A 21,575-nucleotide genomic window follows, 5' to 3' on the forward strand; every position below is an offset into this window, starting at 1 on the left:
CTTTTAAATAAATTATTTTTAAACCAAAAACCCCTAACAGTTGTTTGTTTGATAATTTTTCAATACCAATCACTCTATCTTAGACGTAACGCAAAGGGGCTGTAGCAGGTAAAAAAACTGTAAAATTTATTGGAGTAAAAGAGAAGCTGTCTCTATATTGACGCCGGTAAATTTCATTCCGTAATTAATAAATAAAGAAGGGCTAATTCCGCTGCAAGGGCACTGTGTACCAGGTCAATTGCACTGTCTGAAGAAAACAGATCAGGTAGTGCAAAAAACAGGGCAATTGGTGTGCAACAGGGGGTTTTTGAAAAGAAGTAGGTTCTGCATAACACTTTTCATTTTATGGCTCTTTTGGCTAACTTCGCCGCGAGGCGCAACAACCTAACTAAACACACCTTTAAAGAAGTAATATGTCTGATTTTGCTGAACTAACGCTTGAGGGCAAATCGTACCAGTTTCCGGTAATAACGGGCTCTGAGAACGAGAAGGCCATTGATATTAATGCTTTACGCGCGCAAACTGGTTACATCACCCTTGACTCTGGTTACAAAAACACCGGTGCCACCGAGAGTGCCATCACGTTTCTAGACGGTGAGGAAGGCGTGCTTCGGTACAGAGGGTACCCTATAGAGCAACTGGCAGAGAAATCCTCTTTCATTGAAGTGGCTTACCTGCTCATCTACGGCAAACTGCCTTCTCAAGCGGAATTTGATACCTTCGCAAATCAGATCAAAGTTCATACGCTGGTGAACGAGGACATGCGAAAGATCCTGGACGGTTTCCCTTCCACGGCGCACCCCATGGGTATCCTGTCTGCCTTGGTAAGCTCCCTTACCGCGTTCTATCCAGAGTCTGTGAAATCAAACCAGACCAAAGAGGAGATTGACCTGACCATTATCCGTTTAATGGCGAAGCTTTCTACCATTGCCGCCTGGTCTTACAAGAACTCTGTGGGTCACCCGGTGAACTACCCTAAGAACAAGCTGGACTACTGCTCTAACTTCCTGCACATGATGTTCGCGTACCCTACCGAGGAGTACGAGATCAACCCTGTGGTAGTGGATGCCCTGAACAAGCTGTTGATCCTGCACGCAGACCACGAGCAGAACTGCTCTACCTCTACCGTGCGCCTGGTGGGTTCTGCCCACGCCAGCCTGTACTCTTCTGTATCGGCCGGTATCAGCGCCCTTTGGGGACCATTGCACGGCGGTGCGAACCAAGCGGTGATTGAAATGCTGGAGGCCATCAAAGCCGATGGCGGGGATTCCAAAAAGTACATTGAGAAAGCCAAAGACAAAAACGATCCGTTCCGTTTGATGGGCTTCGGGCACCGCGTATACAAGAACTTTGATCCACGCGCGACCATCATCAAGAAAACCGCCGATGAGGTATTGACGGCCCTGGGCATCAATGACCCTATCCTAAGCATTGCCATGGAACTGGAGCAAGCCGCTTTGACCGATCCTTATTTTGTGGAGCGCAAGCTGTACCCGAACGTAGACTTCTACTCTGGAATCATCTACCGTGCCATCGGTATCCCTACTGAGATGTTCACCGTGATGTTTGCCTTAGGACGTCTACCCGGCTGGATTGCCCAGTGGAAAGAGATGCGTGAGGCAAAAGAGCCAATCGGTCGTCCACGTCAGGTGTATACCGGTGCCCCAGCCCGCGACTACACGCCGGTGAGCGAGCGCTAGTCTTTATATTAAACTAAAAAGGAGAAGGTCAGGCAAAATGCCTGACCTTCTCCTTTTCTAAGCCTTTCTGGTTTAAGGGTTATTTTCGAAAATCGACTTTAAAACATTAAGCTTAATTAGTACAGGTGGTAGGGACGAGAATATATTAATCCTTATCTCTAATTAAAGTCTACTTTACCCCTTCAGTAACTACCGGTTTGCCAGAGATAGGTTGCTGGGACATGGCTTTGCCCCGTTGGTAAGCAATCCAGCCCCGGAAAGTACCTGTGGAGTCATAGTATTCCCAGTTGCCGTGCCATTTGTACATGAGCAGGTTATTTTCCTCAAAGAGGAAAGCCAGACCTTCGTGCGAGACCTTTCCATTAGGGTGGTAAAAGGTTGTTTTGATGCGTTTGAGTTTGGGCTCGTACTTCTCCAGGCGTTCTAGTTGGCCGTTCTCAGAATAGGTTTTCCAGGTTCCTCGTTCCTGTCCATTCCTGAACCGGCCGGTGTACATGAGTTGATCGGGTTTATGGTCATAATAGGCGCGCCACTTCCCTTGCCGATTTCCTTCTTTATTGACCTGGTTCCATTTCCAGGGCCAGGGAAAGCCATGGCCTACAGCCGGAACCAACATAAACACTATTACCGCAAGTACCCAGATCTCTCTTCTTAGAATTTGCACAGATTGGAATTTATAGCCTTTAAATGATATAATCTCTGAAAGGAATATTTAATTTATTTACGGCCTCGCACACTGCCAAAGACCGGAGTGTTAGTCGTAGGGTTTCCTTTTACGAAGGTTTTCACGCCCAAGGGCCGGCCCTCCAAGTCAAAGTACTCCCAGTCTCCCTCCCAGTAGAATTGAACCCCGCCGTCCTCGGCATCGCGGAGGTAAGCCATCCCGCGGTGTGAGACTTTCCCGTTGGGGTGGTAATATACTGTTTTATAGCTTTTGTCGCGGCGCTTTATCTTCTCGGTGAAGTAAAGGTTACCATCGGCAGTGAAGGTTTTCCAGACGCCTACCTCTTTGCCGTGCCGGTACCTGCCTTTGTAATGCAAAACCTTCTCCTCGTAGTCATGGAAGGCCCGCCAGCGGCCGTTTTTCAGCTGCTTGGCATCATAGCGGTTCCAGCTCCAAGGCCAAGCCTGGGCAGGTGGACAGACGAAGATTAGTCCCTGAAATATGGTTACAATCATCCAGGTTCTGGGGGAAAGCGAAGGGTGGTTTAGCGTCTTTTCCATGGTAAAATGGGGATAGAACAAGCTACAGATGAGAAAACGGAAGCTTAAAATTTAATCTTCAAATTATCTTCTTTAAAACGAAATATTCACCATCTTAGGTATCAAGGACGTGCGTCTTTGCATGGCTATTCTTCCACCTTTAAATCCGTTCGTGTGCAGACAGTTAGTAAACCCCGCAAACGAGCCGCTAAGTCGGCTGGTGAGGCAACGAAACAGAAAAAAGCCTTTGTGTTGGACACATCCGTCATCTTGTACGACCACAGCGCCGTGGAGCATTTCGGGGAACATGACGTGGCCATCCCCATCACGGTGCTGGAGGAACTGGACAACTTCAAAAAAGGAAACGACATCAAGAACTTTGAGGCGCGGGAGTTTATCCGCTACATAGACAACCTTTCCTCGCAGCACATGCTCCAGAGTTGGATTCCGTTGGAAGGCTCTAACAAAGGACGGTTTAAAGTGCTGATGGGCAACGGATCTCCAATTGACGCGGAGAAGATCTTCAACGAAGACAAAGCCGATCACAAGATCCTGAACGCTACCCTGTCCCTACAGCACGAAATGCCCGACCACCGGGTTACCCTGGTGACAAAGGACATCAACCTGCGGCTTAAGGCCCGAGCCCTCAATTTATCCGCGGAGGATTACGAGACCGGCAAGATCCAGAACGTAACCAACCTGTACCGCGGCAACGACTTGGTAGAGGATATTCCGCATACGGTGATCACCAAGCTGTACGAGGAGGGCGAGTGCCCGGTGGAGGAAGCCCTGCCCAATCCGCCCAAAGACAACCACTACTTTATTCTGCGCAGCGCCAAATCTTCTGCCCTGGCGTATTACAACCCCGAGGACCGGATTCTGGAACGCGTAGACAAGCCGCATGCCGTGGGCATCAAACCCCGCAACGCCGAGCAGACCTTTGCCTTGCACGCCATCCTGCACCCTGATATCAAACTGGTTTCGATCCAAGGCGTGGCCGGAACCGGCAAAACTTTGCTGGCCTTGGCCGGTGCGTTGGAACAACGGGAAGTGTACCGGCAGATTTACCTCGCCCGCCCCATCATTCCGCTCAGTAACCGGGACCTGGGTTTCCTGCCCGGCGACGTAAACTCAAAAATTGGGCCTTACATGGAGCCATTATGGGACAACCTCAAGTTCATCCAGAACCAGTTTCCCGAGCACAGCAAGGAAAGCAACCGCATCAAAGAAATGGTAGAGGATGACCGCTTAGTCATTACACCGTTGGCGTATATCAGAGGTCGGAGCTTGTCTAACATCATCTTCATCGTGGACGAGGCCCAGAACCTGACCCCGCACGAAATTAAAACGATTATCTCCCGAGCCGGCGAAAACACCAAGATCATCTTCACCGGTGACATCTACCAAATAGACACACCCTACCTGGACAGCCAAAGCAACGGCCTCTCCTACCTCATTGACAAAGTGAAGAACCATCCGTTGTACGCCCACGTGACCCTGCAACGCGGCGAGCGCTCTGAACTAGCCAACTTGGCCAACCAGCTTCTTTGATTGTTGGTTGTTGATTGTTAGTTGTTTTAGAACAAGCCTGTAAAGTAAGAATCCCTTTTGGAGCCGTTTTATGTAAAACAGCCCCAAAAGGGATTCTTAATTAATATTACGCCGTAAAAAAGAACAATCAGTAATTAACAATCAGCCATCAGCCAAATTACAATTTAACCAGGTACCGTTCTTTGAGGATGTTCAGGTGGTGGCGCTCATGGCCGGCAATGATAAAGGCCAGGGCGGCTGGGGTCACGGGGCTTCCGTTGGCGTTGCCAAGCCTGGTCAAACTTACCTCAGGCAGAGAATCAAATAGAGAGATAGTGGCTTCCCTTACAGTATTGTGCTCGGCCAGGAGACCGTTGATGGTGCGGTCTTTGAAAAATGCATGGGCCACATACGTATTCTCATCGAAGCCCGGCAGCGGATTCTGTTCTCCCCGGGCCACGCACAGCGCCCGGTACGCCATGATGCGTTCGGTATCATTCATGTGGCCCAACAATTCTTTTACTGACCATTTCCCTGGCTCATAGGCGAAGTTTGCCTCTCCCTCACTCACGCGGCCAAACAACTGCACCACTTCCTGCCGTTGCTTCTGCAACAGCTCCAGGATATCGGCCTGGTCAGAGATGTTCTGGATATATCTTTCGAAATACTCGTTGTACTCGCCGGGTATGGGTTTCGGAATCATAGTCTGGGGTGTTTAGAATGGAGAACTAAGTACGCAACACTGTGGCAAATTACCAAGGAAAAAGCCACCGCGCAGCGCTTGCTGCCCACCGACCTTTACTTCTGGTCTTTCTGCGGCAAAGCGAAAAATTCAGATTCCTGCTGCGCCTTTTTGCGCTCTGAACTCAGTTTGTTTTTCCTTTTCAGGATGTCTACCCTTATTCGTTCCTGCTTGTCTAAGTACGCCTTGAGTTCTTGGGTGGAGACAAAGGAAACCTTCTGAACTACCGGGTCCTCGCCTTTTTGGCTAAAGTCTTTTATGTTACACTTCAGGGCTTTCAGCTCCCTGATGATGGCCTCATACTTACTGTTGGAGTTGGTAAGCAGAAAGGAATATTGGTCTTCCTCAATGATGCCGTACCGCACAAAAGCCCCGGCCAAAAAAGAGCATTTTTCCTGGTTTGTGGCAAAAGCCTTGGGTTTGAGAACTCCGGTATAGATTTTCTGCTGCTTTTCATCTACCTGGTCTTTCCACTTGAACGTATAAGCCTCGTTCATCTGCTCTACCAGGCGCTTGGCGTGAATCCTCCTGAAATCCTGGCAATAAAAGCAGTTCGGCTTTTCCCATTTCACGTTAGTGAACTGGATTTTATCATAGGTTCTCTTGTTCTCGGCTTTAATAAGGGAATCCAGGAACGTAACCAGGGTGATCTCGGCGGAATGGAATTTGTCCACTACCGTGCTTTCCTCTGGATCGTCTTTGATCCAGTTCCTTCCGTTTGAATCGTCTACCAGCCCCAACACATACGGGGTCAAGGTCAGTCTTTGGGCATTTACCTGCAGCAGAGAAAGGCTGAAAATAGCCAGGAGTAGGAGTTTTTTCATTTGGTAAGACCAGTCAGGGTCAGTGGAGAGTCAATCGTTTACTTAAAAACAAGCGCTTCTCAAAGAATGTGACAGCAGACATCTGCGATTCACTTTCTTGAAAAAACACCTTTTTTAAGCTTGACTGTTGTTTGTCGCTTAAATATATGAAAATTCTATATATCCAAAGTAGACGCCCTCCGTTTCGTGGCTATTTTCCCAAAACAGGCTCCTAACCGAATGCCTATATCTATCCTGTAAAGGCGAACGTATAAGTGGCAAAACTATGAACCTAAACCACCTAGAAGATGAACTCACTCGCAGACAAAGGCTTGAAGATATTCAATAATCCCTTTTTCAAATTCATAATCTCCAAAGCCTCCGGAATCATGAGAAAACCAGTGAAGATTGGGATGCTGCTGACCACCGCCTATGAAAAACTGACCGATGCTAACAGCTCTGAGAGCGGCGTGGATCAGATCAAAGGCATTGGCCAGCGCCTGGTACGTCTGGTGAAAGCCTACTACAACGGCTCTTACCGCGATGTTAGCTCCAAAACGCTGTTACTGGGAGTAGCCGTGCTCTTGTATCTGGTGACCCCGCTGGATTTGGTGCCGGACTTCATTCCGATCATCGGGTTTGCCGATGACCTCAGCCTGATGGCATGGTTTATTTCTTCTTTCCAGGACGAATTGGAAAAATTCCAGGTGTGGGAAGAAGGCACCGTGGCCGTAGGTCATTCTTAAGGAGTATCAAATAGCACGTAGCACGATTTTTAAACCACTGGCTGCGTTCCGGGACTGTTTTCTTAAAAAATAGGCCCGGAACGCAGCCAGTGGTTTTTTGTGATCAGGATTATTTGCGCCTACTTTCCTATTTTAGTTTCATTTCCCCTGCCCTATCCTCCACAATACAAACATCAGGATACTTGCTACTTCTTCGTACTTTTGGTTTTCTCAATTATAAACTAACGTATGTTTAACCGCAAACAACTTTGTCTTTGGGTATTACTGGCCCTAAGCTCTTTCTCGGCTTACGCCGATGAGGGCATGTGGCTTCCTATGTTGCTCAAACAGCTCAACGAAGCCGATATGCAGAAAAAAGGCATGCGCCTTTCTGCCGAGGACATTTACAGCGTAAACAAATCCAGCCTGAAAGACGCCATTGTGCAGTTCGGGGCTGGCTGTACCGGCGAGATCATCTCTAACCAGGGACTGTTGCTTACCAATCACCACTGCGGCTACGGCCAGATTCAGTCGCACAGTTCCGTGGAGAACGATCTGCTCACCAACGGCTTCTGGGCCATGACCAAAGACCAGGAGAAACCAAACCCGGGCCTTACCGCCACGTTCATCGTGCGCATGGAAGACGTTACCAAACAGATTCTGGACGATGTGCCGGCTGGCTTACCGGAGGCTGAGCGGGAGAAACGGGTGCAGGCGAACATCAAGAAGGTGCAGGCCCAAACCACTGCGGGCACGCACTATGATGCCATTATCCGGCCGTTCTTCTATGGCAACGAGTACTACATGTATGTAACCGAGACCTTCAAAGACATCCGCCTGGTAGGCGCTCCGCCCGAAAGCATCGGCAAGTTCGGGGGCGACACCGACAACTGGATGTGGCCGCGCCACACCGGAGATTTCTCTTTGTTCCGCATCTACGCCGGCCCGGACAACAAACCCGCCGCCTACTCGCCCAACAACAAACCCTACGTGCCCAAGCACCACCTGCCCATCTCACTTGCCGGCATACAGGAAGGCGATTTTACCATGGTTTTCGGATTTCCGGGCAGAACCACCGAGTACCTTCCCTCCCAGGCCGTTCGTGAGATCGCCGAGATCTCAGATCCGGCTAAGGTGAAAATCCGCACGGTGAAACTGGGTATCCTGGACCAGGACATGAAAGCCGATCCCAGAGTGCGCATCCAGTACGCGGCCAAATACGCCAGCGTGAGCAATGCCCACAAGAAATGGATCGGGGAAATGCGCGGCCTCCGCAAGCTGAATGCCATCGCTAAAAAGCAAGAATTGGAAAGGCAGTTCGCCAACTGGGTGGCGCAGGAAACCGGCCGCAAAGCCACGTACAGCCAGGTGATGCCGCAGTTTGAGCAGAACTACGCTACGTTGGCCAAGGGCATCACGCTGGCCCGAGACTATTTCAACGAGGCTGTTTTAGGCGTAGAATTGCTAAACTACGCCCAAAACTATATGAACCTGGCCTCGATGCTGCAGGGAACCCCTGAAAACAAAACCGAGGCCCAGGAGCAAGTAGACAAGCTGAGCAAAGGAACCGCTGGGTTCTTCAAGAACTACAACCTTGCCACGGATAAGAAAGTGTTCAGCGCCCTGCTGCAATTGTACGCCAAAGACCTGGAGGCCCAGTTCCAGCCCGAGGTGCTGCAGATCCTGGCCAAACAGTTCAACGGCAACTGGGCGGCATACGCCGATTACGTGTACGCCAACTCCAACCTGACCTCAGAGGAAAAAGTACAGAGCCTCTTGAAATTACCGCCCACGCAACTCCAGGCCAAACTAGTAGCCGACCCGGCAGTGCAGTTGATCCATGGCTTCGCGACAGTGTACCGGAGCAAGGTGCTGCCTACCTACACCACCCTCAATGACCAGAACACCCTCTTGAACCGCACCTACCTGCAAGGCCTGCGCGAGATGCAGAAAGACCGGAAGTTCTACCCAGACGCCAACCTTACCCTCCGGGTTTCTTACGGACAGGTAGATACCTACAAGCCCGCCGACGGGGTGACCTATGACTACTACACCACGTTAGAAGGCATCATTGAAAAAGAAGACCCCACCATTCCGGACTACAAGGTGCCTGCCAAACTGAAAGAGCTGTACCAGAAAAAGGACTACGGGGCTTACGGCATGAACGGCCAGATGCCGGTGGCTTTCATCGCCTCTAACCATACCACGGGCGGCAACTCAGGCTCACCGGTCATCAACGCCCGCGGCGAACTCATAGGAACCAACTTTGACCGTAACTGGGAAGGCACCATGTCTGACATCATGTATGACCCTGACCGGGTAAGAAACATCAGCATGGACGCGCGCTACTTCCTCTTCATCGTGGACAAATTTGCCGGGGCCGGTCACTTAGTAAAGGAAATGACCCTGGTGAACAACGGTCCGCAGCCTCCTGCCCTTGGCACCAACAAAACAAAGCCTGAAGTGAAAATAAAAAGGGGAAAGAATACATCAAAGATGAAGGTAAAAGCCAACTAACCCCGTTTTAGCCTTGATTTCATAAAAAAAGCCCGGAAATGCTCCGGGCTTTTTTTATGCTTGTAATACTCCTGCTTCTACCGCTTCCTTGAAGTACTTTAACCGGTTTTTAATGTCAGCGTGCAACAACCAGTTGATGAATGGGTTCAGTATAAGACCTGCGAATCTTACCTGGAAGTTATACCTGAAATATACCCGGGTAAGTTCTTCTTTTTCAGGCTTAAAACGCCAGCTACCTGAAAACTTCCGGAACAGCCAAGGACCTTTGGTCATCTCCATGGCCACCTGGGTGGGCGGATGAAAACTGATGTAGCGCACCGTCATCCCTATGCCTTTCCGGCTTTCGCAATAGGCTTCCACTCCTTTGGCTGCCTGGGTAGCGCCGTGTTCCAGTCGGGCTACGCCCAGGTACTTGTCCCACACTAACCGCTGGTCATAGTCCTGCGAAAACCAGAACAATGCCTCCGGCGTGCCTTTCACCAACACAGAGCCTTCCAGGGTGGGCATAAACTATTCTTTGTCTGGCTTTGAACCTGTTTTTTTGCCCCGCACCATCTGCTCAATGGTATCCCACATCTCGTGCGGAACCTGGTCCAGGTAGTTGAACTCGCCGCCGCCGTACAGCCACTCGCCTCCGTCAATGGTGACCACTTCGCCGTTCACGTAAGCGGAGTAATCTGAGATAAGGTAAGCCGCCAGGTTAGCCAGTTCCTGGTGCTCGCCGTAGCGCTTCACCGGGATGCGGTTCAAAGGATCAAGCTTCTTGGCCAATGCCTCGGGGAAAAGGCGGCTCCAGGCGCCTTCCGTTGGGAACGGCCCCGGCGCGATGGCGTTTGAACGAATGCCGTACTTGGCCCACTCTGCGGCCAGGGAACGGGTCATGGCCAGCACGCCCGCCTTGGCCGTAGCCGAAGGCACCACGTACCCAGAACCGGTCCAGGCATAGGTGGTCACGATGTTGAGAATGGTGCCGGGTTGTTGGTTTTCAATCCAATGCTTCCCTAAGGTGAGCGTACAGTTGTAGCTGCCTTTCAGGACGATATCCACGATTACGTCAAAGGCTTTGGGAGACAATCTTTCCGTTGGGCTGATGAAGTTTCCGGCCGCGTTGTTTAATAATCCGTGCACCGCCCCAAACTTGTTCAGGGTGGCTTGCAGCATGGCTTCCACTTCCAGGGGCTTGCGAACGTCGCAGGCAACGGGCAGTACCTGTCCGCCGGTCTGCTCTTCCATTTCCCGGGCCGTTTTCTCCAAAACTTCCATTTTCCGACTGGTGATCACCAGGTTGGCCCCCAGTTGCAGAAAGTAGATTCCCATGGATTTACCAAGGCCGGTTCCGCCGCCGGTAATAATGATTGTTTTGCCTTTAAGCGCCCCATCGCGGAGCATTGGTTCTGAATAGGTTCCCATACGTGAATTTCTAAGTTGGAAAGATAATATTTCTGCCCTGCTTTAGAATTAGTTTGAAAAATAATATATTTATCAAAAGATAAAATTGCACCCAAAATGGGGTAATGCGCTACGCCAGAATACTTAAAACTAAGTATTTCAAAAGAATTGCAGTTTACTTAAACTGACCGGACAAACACTTCTGAGTTTTTGGCCAAGCTGTGAATGTAATGAAAAAATTATACTTCCTTTTTTTGTGGTTCATTCTGGCAGCGTTCCCCCTCCTGGGCCGGTCTCCGGTGGTCCTGATGCAGGAGCTGGAGCGGGCTTCCACGCCCCAGAAAAAAGTAGAGCTCTACAACCGGATCAGTGAGTATTACCGGGAAGTAAACCCCCAGCAAGCCATTTTGTACGGCCAAAAAGCCGCAGACTTGGCCCAGCAAATAGATGAACAGAAACAACTGGGGGCGGCTTACAACAACATCAGTATTGGCTATTATTGGCTCAACAACCTCATCAAGGCCTCTGAATTCACCTACAAAGCCCTTAAAATACGGGAAGACCTGCATGATTCCGTGGGCATGGCCTCCAGTTACAATGCGCTGGGAAACATCCACCGGGGCCAGCAGAACTACGAAGAGTCTTTGGCGTTCTTCCAGAAAGCCTTGAACATAGGGCGGCGCATCCAGCGGCGGCGTACCATCAGCACCTCGCTGAACAACATAGGCGCCACCTATGAGCTCATGGAGCAACCCGCAAAAGCCCTGGACTATTACCTGCAGGTGAAGGAAATAAACAAAGAAGACGGAGACAAATATGACCAGGCGCTCAGCGACCTGAACTTAGGCAACATCTATTTCCTTTTGGGGCAGAATAAGAAAGCCCTTGCCCACTTGTATAACTCCCTGGAGATTAGTGAGCAAACGCGAAATGAGATAAACAAAATCTACATTTACCGGTGTCTGGCCCGCATCTATCTGCAAACCAAGGATTTTGCCAAAGCCGCTAGCCTTGGCCAGAAAAGCCTGGGGATTTCACAACAGGTTCCCTCCCCGGAAGGTGTGCAGGAAGCGTCTTTGCTTTTGAATGAAGTGTACCTGGCTCAGAAGAATTACCCTTTGGCGCACAAGTACCTTGCGCTGCATACGGCCTACAAAGACAGCCTTTATAACCGGCAACAAAACGAAGCCCAGGCAGAAATGCACGCCAAGTACGAGTTGGAGAAAAAGGAGGCCGAAAACCACCGCTTACGCGTAGAGCAGGAACTACAGAAAGAGAAACTGGCCCAGAAAGGATTGATTCAGTACGCCACGGGTATTTTACTTTTGATGGCGCTGGCCTTGGCTTACGTTTTCTTTAAAGGTCGCCGGCGAGCAAAAACGGCCAATGAGCAGTTGTCTGATTTCAATCTTGTCATTTTGGAGAAGAACCAGGACATCCAGCACCAAAAGGAGGAACTGGAGAAACTGAACCATCAAAAAGACATCCTTTTCTCCATCATAGCGCATGATCTAAGAAGCCCGCTCATTTCCTTGCAGTCGCTGTTGCAACTGTTGGCCATGGGGAAACTTCCGCCGGAGAAGCTGGACCGCTTTGTAAAAGAACTGGATACCCAACAGCAAAACACCTTGAGTTTGCTGGACAACTTACTTGTCTGGGCCAAGATCCAGATGAAAGGAGTGAGCCTGGAGCCAGAACCGCTGCAGTTGCATGAGTTGGTAGAACAGAACATCAGGTTACTGTTACCGCAGGCGCAGAAAAAAGGCATCCACCTGATTAACCATGTCTCCCCGGATCTCTGGGCCTTGGTAGATGAAGAGACGCTGAAACTGGTCTTCCGGAACCTTATTTCCAACTCCATCAAATTCTGCCATGAAGGCGCTGAGGTGGAAATCATGGCTGAATCCTTGGACGAGGAGCAATTGGTGGTGACGGTGAAAGACTGCGGCGTGGGCATCAGCCCCCAAAACCAGTTGAAACTCTTCGGGGCAAATAATTTCAAGGAAAAAGGTACGGCCAATGAAAAAGGCAACGGTTTGGGTCTGATGCTTTGCAAAGAGTTTATTGAGAAAAACGGCGGCGAGATCTGGGTGGAAAGCGAAGAAGGCGTGGGTTCCCTTTTCCATTTCACCGTGCCGGCCTATCAGTTGCTTGAACACGAAGAAAGCTTCTCCCCTTCGCCCGAGGAAGAGGAATCACTGGTGTAGCTGCTTCACTTTATCTGTGAAATGGTCACGCAAAAGTTTGTGGGCCGCAATGATTCCGCTCAGGCAAACCCCAGGGATACCCTGCCCTGGATAAACGGTATCTCCGCAGACATAGGCTTTCTCACCATCTAAGCGCGCGTCTTTCATTTGCCAGGGCTTGATGCGCTGGTATTGCGGATAACCTCCTACCTGGCCCCACTCTCTTCCGGTCCAATCAATCCAGGCGCCGGGCGTTGCTGCCTGAACAAACCTTACCTGATCTTCGGTGAAGAAACCCTGGCCTACCAGGAAATGGATAACCCATCTTTCCAATTCCTTTTTCTCATGAACCCAATTTTCCGGGGGATTTGGCACATGCGTACTCACGGAGGCTACGCACATTCCCTTGGGTGCTCTTTGCTCATCTTCGAGGTGGCTGAGGCTTACAAAGATGCTTTTGCTTTGAAGGTAGGGCACCCCGCCGGGCACGTGCAACTGGTGGTGCAACACTTTGGGGGTGGCACTACTCCTGGCAAAGACAATTCCCCAGGTAACCGCTCCGTTGATCTGCTTTGCAGGCAATAGATACTTCTGCAACTTCTTATTTACCTTTTCACTCTGGAAAAGTGCGCTCACGTTGTTCAAGGGCAATCCGCAGACCAGGAACTCCGCATAGACGAGTCCTTTGTCCGTATCAATCCGATACCCCTTTCCTGGTTCAGGGGTGATTTGTTTTACAAAGCGGCGGTACAGCATTTGGCCATGATGCTGCTCCAAGTACTGAACTACGTGCTCACTCACTTGGCGCAACCCGCCGGGCATATAATAGTTGCCGTATTGGGTGTAGCACAGGGCCGTAGCCCCGAAGAGGACATTCACCTCAGGGTGGTGGTTCTGGGCTGTGATCAACAACTGCTGGTCAACAAAATCCACGAAGCGGGCATTCTGCAGCAACCCGTGCTTTTGTAGGAGGTCCTGCATGTTCTGGAAAGCCATGGGTACCAGACTAACCTGTTCCCATCTGACGGACTTTGCCGCCTGCCAAAGGTCTGAAAAAGAGCTGAACGGAAAACTTAACTGCCGCAACGAGGTGCGCCACACCTTCTGGCTGAGGTCATAACAGGTTTCCCAAAAAGGTCGCTGCCCTTCAACCCCGAAAACTCGCTCCGCTTCTCTGATCCATTCCTCCAGATTCTGGAAACGGGTAATCAACGTTCCGTCTGTCAGGCGAACCTGCATGGGTACTTCTAGTGGGATAATGGGCAGGGATAATTGGAGTTGGTCTACCAGGTACCGAACCGGCATGTGCTCATCTAAGCCAACCAGGGTAGTAGCTCCGGTTTCAAACCAATACCCTTTGCGCTTGTAAGAGGAGGCACATCCCCCGGGATAGTTGTTTTGTTCCAGAACCGTCACCTGCAGTCCAGCTTTCGCCAGCAGCGCCGCCGCCGTGAGTCCCCCAAAACCAGAGCCGATGACCGCCACCTGTACCTGTTGTGCATCCATGTACAGCATGAACCAAATCCCTAGCGTTTTGTTGCGCTACTGATCATTTAGGGCGTTCTTTGCGACATGCAAAAGACTAGAATCAGTGTGATGGGCTGTGGTTGGCTGGGCTTCCCTTTGGCTCAGGAATTAGTAAAAAAGGGCTATGAAGTGAAAGGCTCTACCACCACTCCGGCCAAAGTGGACGTATTACAGACCGCCGGGATAGAACCGTTTTTGCTCTCTTTTCCGGAAAACAGCTCTGAAACGGACCTGCAGGATTTCTTAGCCACCGATGTTCTGGTCTTCAACCTGCCGCCTTCCAGATCAGCCACAGACCAAAATTCTTATGAGCAGCTTCTGCAAACCGTTTTGGCAGCAGCCCCGGCTGCTTTAAAAGTTATTTTTGTCTCCTCCACCTCTGTCTATCCAGACCTGAACCGCGAGGTAAAGGAAGAAGATGCCGTGGCTTCCCCTAGCGCGGCTTCCCTTATGCTACGGTGCGAATATCTGGTGCAGCAAGCCACCGCCCAGTCAACGGTCGTTCGGTTTGGGGGTTTGATGGGCGGAACCAGGCACCCGGGCAGGTTTCTGGCCGGTAAAACCGAGGTTCCGCAGCCAAACGGTCCGGTAAACATGATTCACTTAGCCGATTGCGTGGGCCTGCTTCTGGAAATCCTCCAACAGGAAAAATGGGGGTTCACCTTTAACGCCTGTGCGCCGGAACATCCAACCCGGCAGGAATTCTACACGCTTGCCGCCAAGGGATTGGGCCTTACGCCTCCTGCTTTTGCCTTAGCTGAAGAAGAAAAGTACAAGATCATCAACAGTGATTTCATTCAGCAGGAATTGGATTATACTTTCTTGTTTCCAGATCCTTTGCAATGCCTTTTTGCACCTAACTTTTAGTATTCCATTTGCCTGTTCTAAACTAATGCGTGCTGTTTTTTGTCTAATTTTGTAGAAGAAAGCGAAAAACAAATGCAAGAGACAGTTGTCATTATTGGAGGAGGCGCGGCAGGTTTCTTCGGGGCCATTACCTGTGCCGAAACCAACCCCTGCCTACAGGTAATTCTATTGGAGAAGACAACTAAACTGCTTTCCAAAGTGCGGGTATCTGGCGGTGGCCGCTGCAACGTGACCCATGCCTGTTTCCAAACTTCCGCCTTTTCCCAGCACTACCCACGGGGCCAGAAAGCCCTGAAAAAGCTACTTCCTTCCTTCGGCGCCGAGGACACCGTGGCTTGGTTTGAGAACCGTGGGGTAAAACTCAAAACCGAGGCTGACGGGCGTATGTTTCCGCAGTCCAATTCCTCAGAAACCATTGTAGACTGCTTAATGCAATCTGCCAAAAAAGCGGGAGTAGAAATTAAGACTGGACTTGGCGTGAATGAGATCCAGGTACAAGGGGAAGCCAACCCCCAAGAGCGGTTTGTCTTGCATTTGAGTAACGGGGAAAGAATCACTGCCTCTAAGCTATTGGTAGCGACCGGGGGCAATCCTAAACCCGAAAATTACCAATGGCTCATTAAACTTGGTCATACCATTGAGTCTCCGGTTCCGTCATTGTTCACCCTTAACGTTCCCTCTTCTCCTTTCAAAGACTTACAGGGTGTGTCAGTCCCAAAAGCTAAGGTGAAACTTACAGGTCAGAAACTGGAAACGGATGGACCTTTGCTTATTACCCATTGGGGTTTAAGCGGACCTGCTGTATTGCGGTTCTCCGCATGGGGCGCCAAGGTCATGCATGGTCTGGCTTACACCGGCACCGCCTTAGTCAACTGGGTGCCCGATTTTTCAGAGGACCAGGTACGTCAGCAGATCCTTCAGCAACGGCAGTCCTCACCCAGAAAGACCGTGTTCACCAATGCACTTTTTGGTCTACCAAGTAGGCTTTGGCAACGGTTATGCGAATTGGCCGAGGTGCCTGACACAGTAAAATGGTCTGAACTGGCCGGGAAAGCCCAAAACAAGCTAATAGAGCTTTTGCTGAGGACTCCTTTTGAAGTGAAGGGCAAGACTACCTTCAAAGAAGAATTTGTTACCTGCGGCGGTATTAAGTTGGAGGAACTGCACCTTGACCGAATGGAAAGCCGCTTGGTACCTGGGCTTTTCTTTGCCGGAGAAGTGGTGGACATTGATGGGATTACTGGCGGGTTCAACTTTCAAGCGGCGTGGACAGGAGGGTTTCTTGCAGGGAAGGCTATGGCGCAAACAGCTTAACTCTGCTTTTCATAAAATAAGGTTCAAAGGCATTTCCTTATTTCACTTTATAGGCAATTATCTGCCAACCTAGTCCGCTTTTGCTGGCGTAACGCCGCATTTTGCGTGGATTCACCCACTATACTGTTGCATAGCTAGGCTCCGAGCGCTCACGGCCGCGGGGCCCCTCCTTCCGGCCTCGCGCTGCGCCAGCTTCCTTTGCTCCCTTCGTTCACAATGCCTTCGGCACCGGAACCTGACAAGGCGCTTAACCGAAAGGCTGGAAACGGAAATGCGTGACAATTCCACAACAATGGCATCACCATCCTTTCACATGGTTCAAGTCTGTGACTTGGACCTACCATGACCGGCAGTTTGCAACTGCCGTGTGGCGAGAGCCTCAGAAGGAACAATTGGGCCCATGTTTACAAAAACAGGTCTAAAACGTTGAAGTATGGGCAAAAAAAAATCGCGGTCTCTTCTGGACCGCGATTTTTTTAAAACAGATACTAAACCCTTTATTAACTTTTAAGCTCTGTCCCTCAATTAAACGGGAGGTTTGTAGCTTGGGTTACAGGATCTGGAAAATATTTCTAGAAATCTCTTCTTTTTCTTTCCCGGAACCCACCGCCGCTGTTTCCACGGTCACGGTCTCCTCCGCCGAAGCTTCTGCCACCGCGGTCACCGCCACCGTAGCTTCTTCCGCCACGATCACCACCACGGTCTCTGTCGCCACCGCCGTAAGAACGGCCGCCTCTGTCTCCTCCACGGTCTCCGCCGTAGCCGCCTCTGCTGCCACCACGGTCACCGCCTCTGTCGCGGTCGCCGCCACGGTTGTTGAAAGGTCCATCGTAGAATTTCTTTCTAGGACGGTCTTCCAGTTCTTGCAGCTCACGGCCACCTTCGGCGGGATCCATGTTTTTCTTCTCGGCCTTCTGGAACTTCACGGTCATGCCGTTGATCTCAGATACCGCTAAGCGTTCCAGGATCTCAGAGGTGTACTCGGTTGGTACCTCAATAAAGCTGAAGCGGTCATATAGGTCAATATCGCCTACTTTACCGCCCGGGATGCTGGTGCTGTTGGTAAGGATATCTACCAGGTCTTTCGGGTGCAGACGGTCTTTCTTGCCCAGGGTCACGAACAAACGATCGAAACCTGGTTTAGGACCACCCTTACCTTCAGCGGCCTCGGCGCTTTTCTCTTTGTTTTTGGTGTCTTTCATCACCATTTTCAACAAAGCCGCGGCAATGTCAATAGTGGTGAAGTCCTGATCTACCAGACGCTCAATCTTGAGGATGTGCTTAGACAAGCCACCTTTCTGAATGACTTCTTTCACCTGATCCAACACCAGCGTGGTGCGAACTTCGGCTACGTCTTCATAAGTAGGAACGTTCTGACGAACGATCTTGGCTTTGGTAAAACGCTCAATGTCGCGCAGTTTGTACAAGTCACGACCAGCCACAAAAGAGAAGGCTTTCCCTGATTTACCGGCGCGTCCTGTACGCCCGATGCGATGTACGTAGTTCTCTTCGTCCTGCGGAAGGTCATAGTTGATTACGGCTTCCACATCGTCTACGTCAATACCACGGGCGGCAACGTCAGTGGCTACCAGGATTTCCAGGGTACCCGCTTTGAACTTAGTCATCACGTTGTTCCGCTGGTTCTGGTTCAGGTCACCGTGCAGACCATCGGCGAAGTAGCCGCGGGCCTGGAGGTTGCTCACCAGCTCGTCTACCATACGCTTGGTGTTACAGAAGATGATCACCACTTTGAAATTGTACATGTCAATGAGGCGAGTGGTGGTTTCCATCTTGCCGCCGCTGCGTACTTCAAAGTAGACCTGCTCAATGTTGGTCACTGTCAGCTGCTGCTGGGTTACCTTCACCACCTCGGGGTTGGTCTGGTACTTGCGCGTCAGCTCCATGATTGGCTTGCTCATGGTAGCCGAGAAGAAAACCGTCTGGCGGTCTTCCGGCATTTTGGTCAGAACAAACTCAATGTCTTCTCTAAAACCCATGTCCAACATTTCGTCGGCCTCATCTAAGATGATGGTTTTAGTGGTTTCTAGACGAAGGGTTCCTCTTTCAATGTGGTCCATCACGCGACCGGGCGTCCCGATCACGATCTGTACCCCTTGCTTGAGGGCGCGTAACTGGCGCTCATAGGGCTGACCACCATAAATAGGCACTACGCTGATGCCTTTTTTGTATTTGATTAGTTTTTGGATCTCTTCTGATACCTGAATGGCCAACTCACGGGTTGGGCACAGAATCAACGCCTGCACCTCGCGGTTGTTAGGGTCAATTCCTTCAATAGTAGGGATCGCGAAGGCGGCAGTCTTGCCAGTACCGGTTTGGGCTTGTCCGATAACGTCGCGGCCTTCCATTAAAATTGGAATAGCAGCAGTCTGAATAGGAGAAGCCTCTTCGTAGCCTAAGTCCACGATAGCGCGCTGGATTTCTTCCGACAACGGAAGCTCCTGGAATTTAATTCTTTCCATTAATTTTTGATAGTGTGATTAAAAGACAATACACCTGCCCTAGGGTATTCGTCATTTATCAAGATTTCGTTGCGGGATTCCGCACAGAGGATTGCTTGAGAAGTGCCTTTTTGCCAAAAATGAGACCAAACGGAGTCTCGGCGTGTATTGTTGTGCAAAGGTACGCAAAAAAATAGTCGGTTCCTATTATATAAAAGAAACCAGCTAATATAACGCAAATAGTTGAAGGCCTATTTAATTTGAGACCTATTTTGTCGTGGTTTCCTGAAAATAGGCCTTAAAACGCGTTGTCTGCCCTACATTGATTTTGCTTTGCTAGTTAAGGCAAGTGTGAACAACCCTAATCTAAAAACCTCGTCTGCTGCTTCAACATCTAGTATTAGCCATTCTTAAGAGGATACTCATGTTGTAGAAAGATCGATACACACGGCAGTTGCAAACTGCCATCAAGTTGGGTCCAAGTCACAGACTTGAACCATGTGTAAGGTAATGATGCCATTGTTGTGGAATTGTCACGCATTTCCGTTTCCAGCCTTTCGGTTGAGCGCCTTGTCAGGTTCCGGTGCCGCAGGCATTGCGACCGCAGGGAGCAAAGGAAGCTGGCGCAGCGCGAGGCTGGAAGGCGGGGCCTCGCGGCCGTGAGCGCACGGAGCCCAGCTATGGAACAATACAGCTAATGCACACACGCAAACAGCGGCGCCACGCCAGCACAAACAGACTAAAATTTTCCATCAGAAAACAAAAAAATGCCTCACCGTTTTAAAGCCATTTTCTAAAACCAAGGGCTAAAACTTTTAACCTACATCTTATTTTGAATTAAGCGCCGGCGCAACATAATTCCCCAACACACTCTCATACTCATCAATCGCCATGACCCGCATTTTGTGTGAGTCATAGGGCTGCAGCACGTTATACCATTGGCGTTCCTGCAGGCGGTTGTCCATCCAAATGTTCTCGCTTTGGGGCGAGAGAATGACGGGCATGCGGTCATGGTAGGGCATGACGGCGCTGTTGGCTTGGGTAGTGATGATACTGAAGCAGGAAACCAACTCTCCGGTGTCGGGAAGAAGGCTTTCGCGCCAGAGACCAGCTAATCCGAAGGGCTCTTCGTTTTTGAGGGTGAACCGATACTTCTGCTTCTGAGGCTTGGCTTTTTTTGAGCGGCTTTTCTCCTCCTTGCTCCGGATGGGGTTGCCAAAAAGGTCCAGCCCCAAATCAGGTTGCGGAGCAGGCGCGGGTTCTTCTAGGTCTTCCTCCAGTTCTTTCCACTCAAAGAATCCGTCAATGGGGATGATGCAACGGTGATGGGGCAACAAGGCCCGAAAACGAGGAATGCGCAGCAGGTTTTCCTGGCGCACGTTGAAGGGAAACGTGGGTTTTCCATCGGGTTCCTTCTCCGGAGAAGCCCAGGTAGCCATGATCGCTTTCTCGGCATCGGGAATGATGACGGGCAGTTTTTGCGAGGGCCGCGCATCAAAATTAGGCTCAAACACCAAGCCTTCCAGCTTGGAGGAAAACCGGTGCTCCTGGGGTACTTTTTTCTTGCTCACCGAGTAACGGCCACACATAAGCATTGGGTTTAAGGCTCAACAGATAAGGAAATATACGCTTTTGCCACAGCATAGGCAAGGATGCCCCTAAGCGCGAAACTCTTCAGACCAATAAATCAAGGGGAATGCTTTGACGTCTTTTGGTTAAAGCACCGTTTTCAGAAATCAGGCATAAAATGGAGTAAAGTAGGAAACTAAATACAATAATTTTCACGCAGGCCTTCCCCAAAGATTGTGCATCTTCGTGGTTCAGGAATTCCGTTTAACGTGTCTATGAACAGATTTGTCTCCCGAGAAGCCGCTGCCAAGGTACTGCAGAAAATACAGGAGTTGGCCTTGCCCGCCACGTATGACTATGAGAAGCACCGAGTGATTCTTTTGGATGCGCAGGGAAACGAACAGGTACTATTCAGGTTGCCCATTACAGTGCCGCCCTTGAAGGAGGACCTCAAGCCTAAGCTTGACAAACCGGCACAGTACGTGATACTGCTCATCCAAGCGGGAAATTGCGCGATGGGTTACTTCAGAGATGGCGTGAACCTCAATCACAAGGTTTTCCGGTCCTATATGGTCCGCAAGAAGCAGGGCAAAAGCCAGATTAAATACCTGAAAACGAAGGGCAAATCAAGGGCGGGCTCTAGGGTGCGGCTAGGCGAAACGGCGGAGTTCTTTGAGAACATTAACGGGCGCCTGCAGGACTACTTTGAGCACCATGAGATCCACCGCATCGCGCTGAGCTGTTCCAAAACGCTCCTCCCCTTCCTCTACGACGCCAAAGTGCCTACTCCTTTCAATAAACGAGATGAGCGCATCTTCAAAATCCCGAAGCACATTCATACGCCTATTTACGAGGTGATGATGAATGCAAACCTTTTCCTGCTGAAAGGCGAACTGATCTATGAACCCATTCATGAAGATCTAATCAACCAACTTCTCCCAGAGGGCTATGGCGAGGGAGATGCAGAAGAAGACTTACCAGAGGAGGAGTATGGTGATGATGAGTTTGGAATAGATACTGATTTTGAGAACTACGAATAGCCAT

The 21,575-nt window shown here is 50.3% G+C and carries 17 protein-coding genes; 8 read left to right on the forward strand and 9 right to left on the reverse strand.

The genetic code is table 11. The annotated features are described in order from the left end of the window. The first annotated feature begins 413 nt into the window (after positions 1-413). Positions 414-1,700, forward strand: coding sequence for a citrate synthase (locus tag FOA19_RS13475; protein ID WP_149091323.1), 1,287 nt, complete (start codon positions 414-416; stop codon positions 1,698-1,700). 169 nt (positions 1,701-1,869) lie between these two features. On the opposite strand, the gene FOA19_RS13480 is transcribed toward FOA19_RS13475, so the two are convergent. Beyond that, positions 1,870-2,316 carry a toxin-antitoxin system YwqK family antitoxin gene (locus tag FOA19_RS13480; protein WP_149091324.1) on the reverse strand — a complete coding sequence of 149 codons (447 nt, stop codon included), beginning with the start codon at positions 2,314-2,316 and terminating at the stop codon, positions 1,870-1,872. Between the two features lie 101 nt (positions 2,317-2,417). Beyond that, the gene (locus tag FOA19_RS13485) at positions 2,418-2,924 is read right to left on the reverse strand and encodes a toxin-antitoxin system YwqK family antitoxin (protein WP_149091325.1); all 507 of its coding nucleotides are present in this window, start codon (positions 2,922-2,924) and stop codon (positions 2,418-2,420) included. 228 nt (positions 2,925-3,152) lie between these two features. Here FOA19_RS13485 and FOA19_RS13490 point away from each other — a divergent pair, with 228 nt between their 5' ends. Beyond that, a complete protein-coding gene (locus FOA19_RS13490) occupies positions 3,153-4,454 on the forward strand; it encodes a PhoH family protein (protein WP_394344094.1) in 1,302 nt (433 codons plus the stop codon). A gap of 157 nt (positions 4,455-4,611) precedes the next feature. Here the strand turns inward: FOA19_RS13490 and FOA19_RS13495 are convergent, their stop codons facing one another. Continuing rightward, positions 4,612-5,136, reverse strand: a complete 525-nt coding sequence (locus FOA19_RS13495) for a DinB family protein (RefSeq protein WP_149091327.1) — start codon at positions 5,134-5,136, stop codon at positions 4,612-4,614. A gap of 95 nt (positions 5,137-5,231) precedes the next feature. Then, on the reverse strand, positions 5,232-5,999 hold the full coding sequence (locus FOA19_RS13500; RefSeq protein ID WP_149091328.1) for a hypothetical protein: 768 nt from the start codon (positions 5,997-5,999) through the stop codon (positions 5,232-5,234). A 287-nt stretch (positions 6,000-6,286) separates the two neighbouring features. Between FOA19_RS13500 and FOA19_RS13505 the strand changes: the two genes are divergently transcribed. Both FOA19_RS13505 and FOA19_RS13510 read left to right on the forward strand, forming a co-directional pair. Continuing rightward, positions 6,287-6,724, forward strand: coding sequence for a YkvA family protein (locus tag FOA19_RS13505; RefSeq protein WP_149091329.1), 438 nt, complete (start codon positions 6,287-6,289; stop codon positions 6,722-6,724). A gap of 228 nt (positions 6,725-6,952) precedes the next feature. Continuing rightward, entirely contained in the window at positions 6,953-9,220 is a 2,268-nt protein-coding gene (locus FOA19_RS13510; RefSeq protein ID WP_149091330.1) for a S46 family peptidase, read from the forward strand. Between the two features lie 54 nt (positions 9,221-9,274). Here FOA19_RS13510 and FOA19_RS13515 read toward each other — a convergent pair whose 3' ends face one another. Together FOA19_RS13515 and FOA19_RS13520 are read right to left on the reverse strand one after the other, a co-directional pair. After that, positions 9,275-9,727, reverse strand: coding sequence for a type II toxin-antitoxin system RatA family toxin (locus FOA19_RS13515; protein WP_149091331.1), 453 nt, complete (start codon positions 9,725-9,727; stop codon positions 9,275-9,277). 3 nt (positions 9,728-9,730) lie between these two features. Next, entirely contained in the window at positions 9,731-10,630 is a 900-nt protein-coding gene (locus FOA19_RS13520; RefSeq protein ID WP_223808891.1) for an SDR family oxidoreductase, read from the reverse strand. A gap of 209 nt (positions 10,631-10,839) precedes the next feature. Here FOA19_RS13520 and FOA19_RS13525 point away from each other — a divergent pair, with 209 nt between their 5' ends. After that, on the forward strand, positions 10,840-12,816 hold the full coding sequence (locus FOA19_RS13525; RefSeq protein ID WP_149091332.1) for a tetratricopeptide repeat-containing sensor histidine kinase: 1,977 nt from the start codon (positions 10,840-10,842) through the stop codon (positions 12,814-12,816). On the opposite strand, the gene FOA19_RS13530 is transcribed toward FOA19_RS13525, so the two are convergent. Beyond that, positions 12,805-14,310 (reverse strand): phytoene desaturase family protein, encoded by a 1,506-nt coding sequence (locus tag FOA19_RS13530; RefSeq protein ID WP_223808892.1) that lies wholly within the window; start codon positions 14,308-14,310, stop codon positions 12,805-12,807. The genes FOA19_RS13525 and FOA19_RS13530 overlap by 12 nt on opposite strands. A gap of 57 nt (positions 14,311-14,367) precedes the next feature. Here FOA19_RS13530 and FOA19_RS13535 point away from each other — a divergent pair, with 57 nt between their 5' ends. Together FOA19_RS13535 and FOA19_RS13540 are read left to right on the forward strand one after the other, a co-directional pair. Continuing rightward, entirely contained in the window at positions 14,368-15,189 is an 822-nt protein-coding gene (locus FOA19_RS13535) for an SDR family oxidoreductase (RefSeq protein ID WP_149091333.1), read from the forward strand. A 72-nt stretch (positions 15,190-15,261) separates the two neighbouring features. Next, positions 15,262-16,503 carry a BaiN/RdsA family NAD(P)/FAD-dependent oxidoreductase gene (locus tag FOA19_RS13540; RefSeq protein WP_149091334.1) on the forward strand — a complete coding sequence of 414 codons (1,242 nt, stop codon included), beginning with the start codon at positions 15,262-15,264 and terminating at the stop codon, positions 16,501-16,503. 572 nt (positions 16,504-17,075) lie between these two features. Here the strand turns inward: FOA19_RS13540 and FOA19_RS13545 are convergent. Both FOA19_RS13545 and FOA19_RS13550 read right to left on the reverse strand, forming a co-directional pair. Then, positions 17,076-18,983, reverse strand: coding sequence for a DEAD/DEAH box helicase (locus FOA19_RS13545; protein ID WP_149091335.1), 1,908 nt, complete (start codon positions 18,981-18,983; stop codon positions 17,076-17,078). 806 nt (positions 18,984-19,789) lie between these two features. Beyond that, positions 19,790-20,551, reverse strand: a complete 762-nt coding sequence (locus FOA19_RS13550) for an SOS response-associated peptidase (protein ID WP_190300398.1) — start codon at positions 20,549-20,551, stop codon at positions 19,790-19,792. A gap of 255 nt (positions 20,552-20,806) precedes the next feature. Between FOA19_RS13550 and FOA19_RS13555 the strand changes: the two genes are divergently transcribed. Next, positions 20,807-21,571, forward strand: a complete 765-nt coding sequence (locus tag FOA19_RS13555) for a hypothetical protein (RefSeq protein WP_190300399.1) — start codon at positions 20,807-20,809, stop codon at positions 21,569-21,571. Positions 21,572-21,575 lie beyond the last annotated feature (4 nt).

Source organism: Rufibacter hautae (assembly GCF_008271695.1).
GTDB classification, from domain to species: Bacteria; Bacteroidota; Bacteroidia; order Cytophagales; family Hymenobacteraceae; genus Nibribacter; species Nibribacter hautae.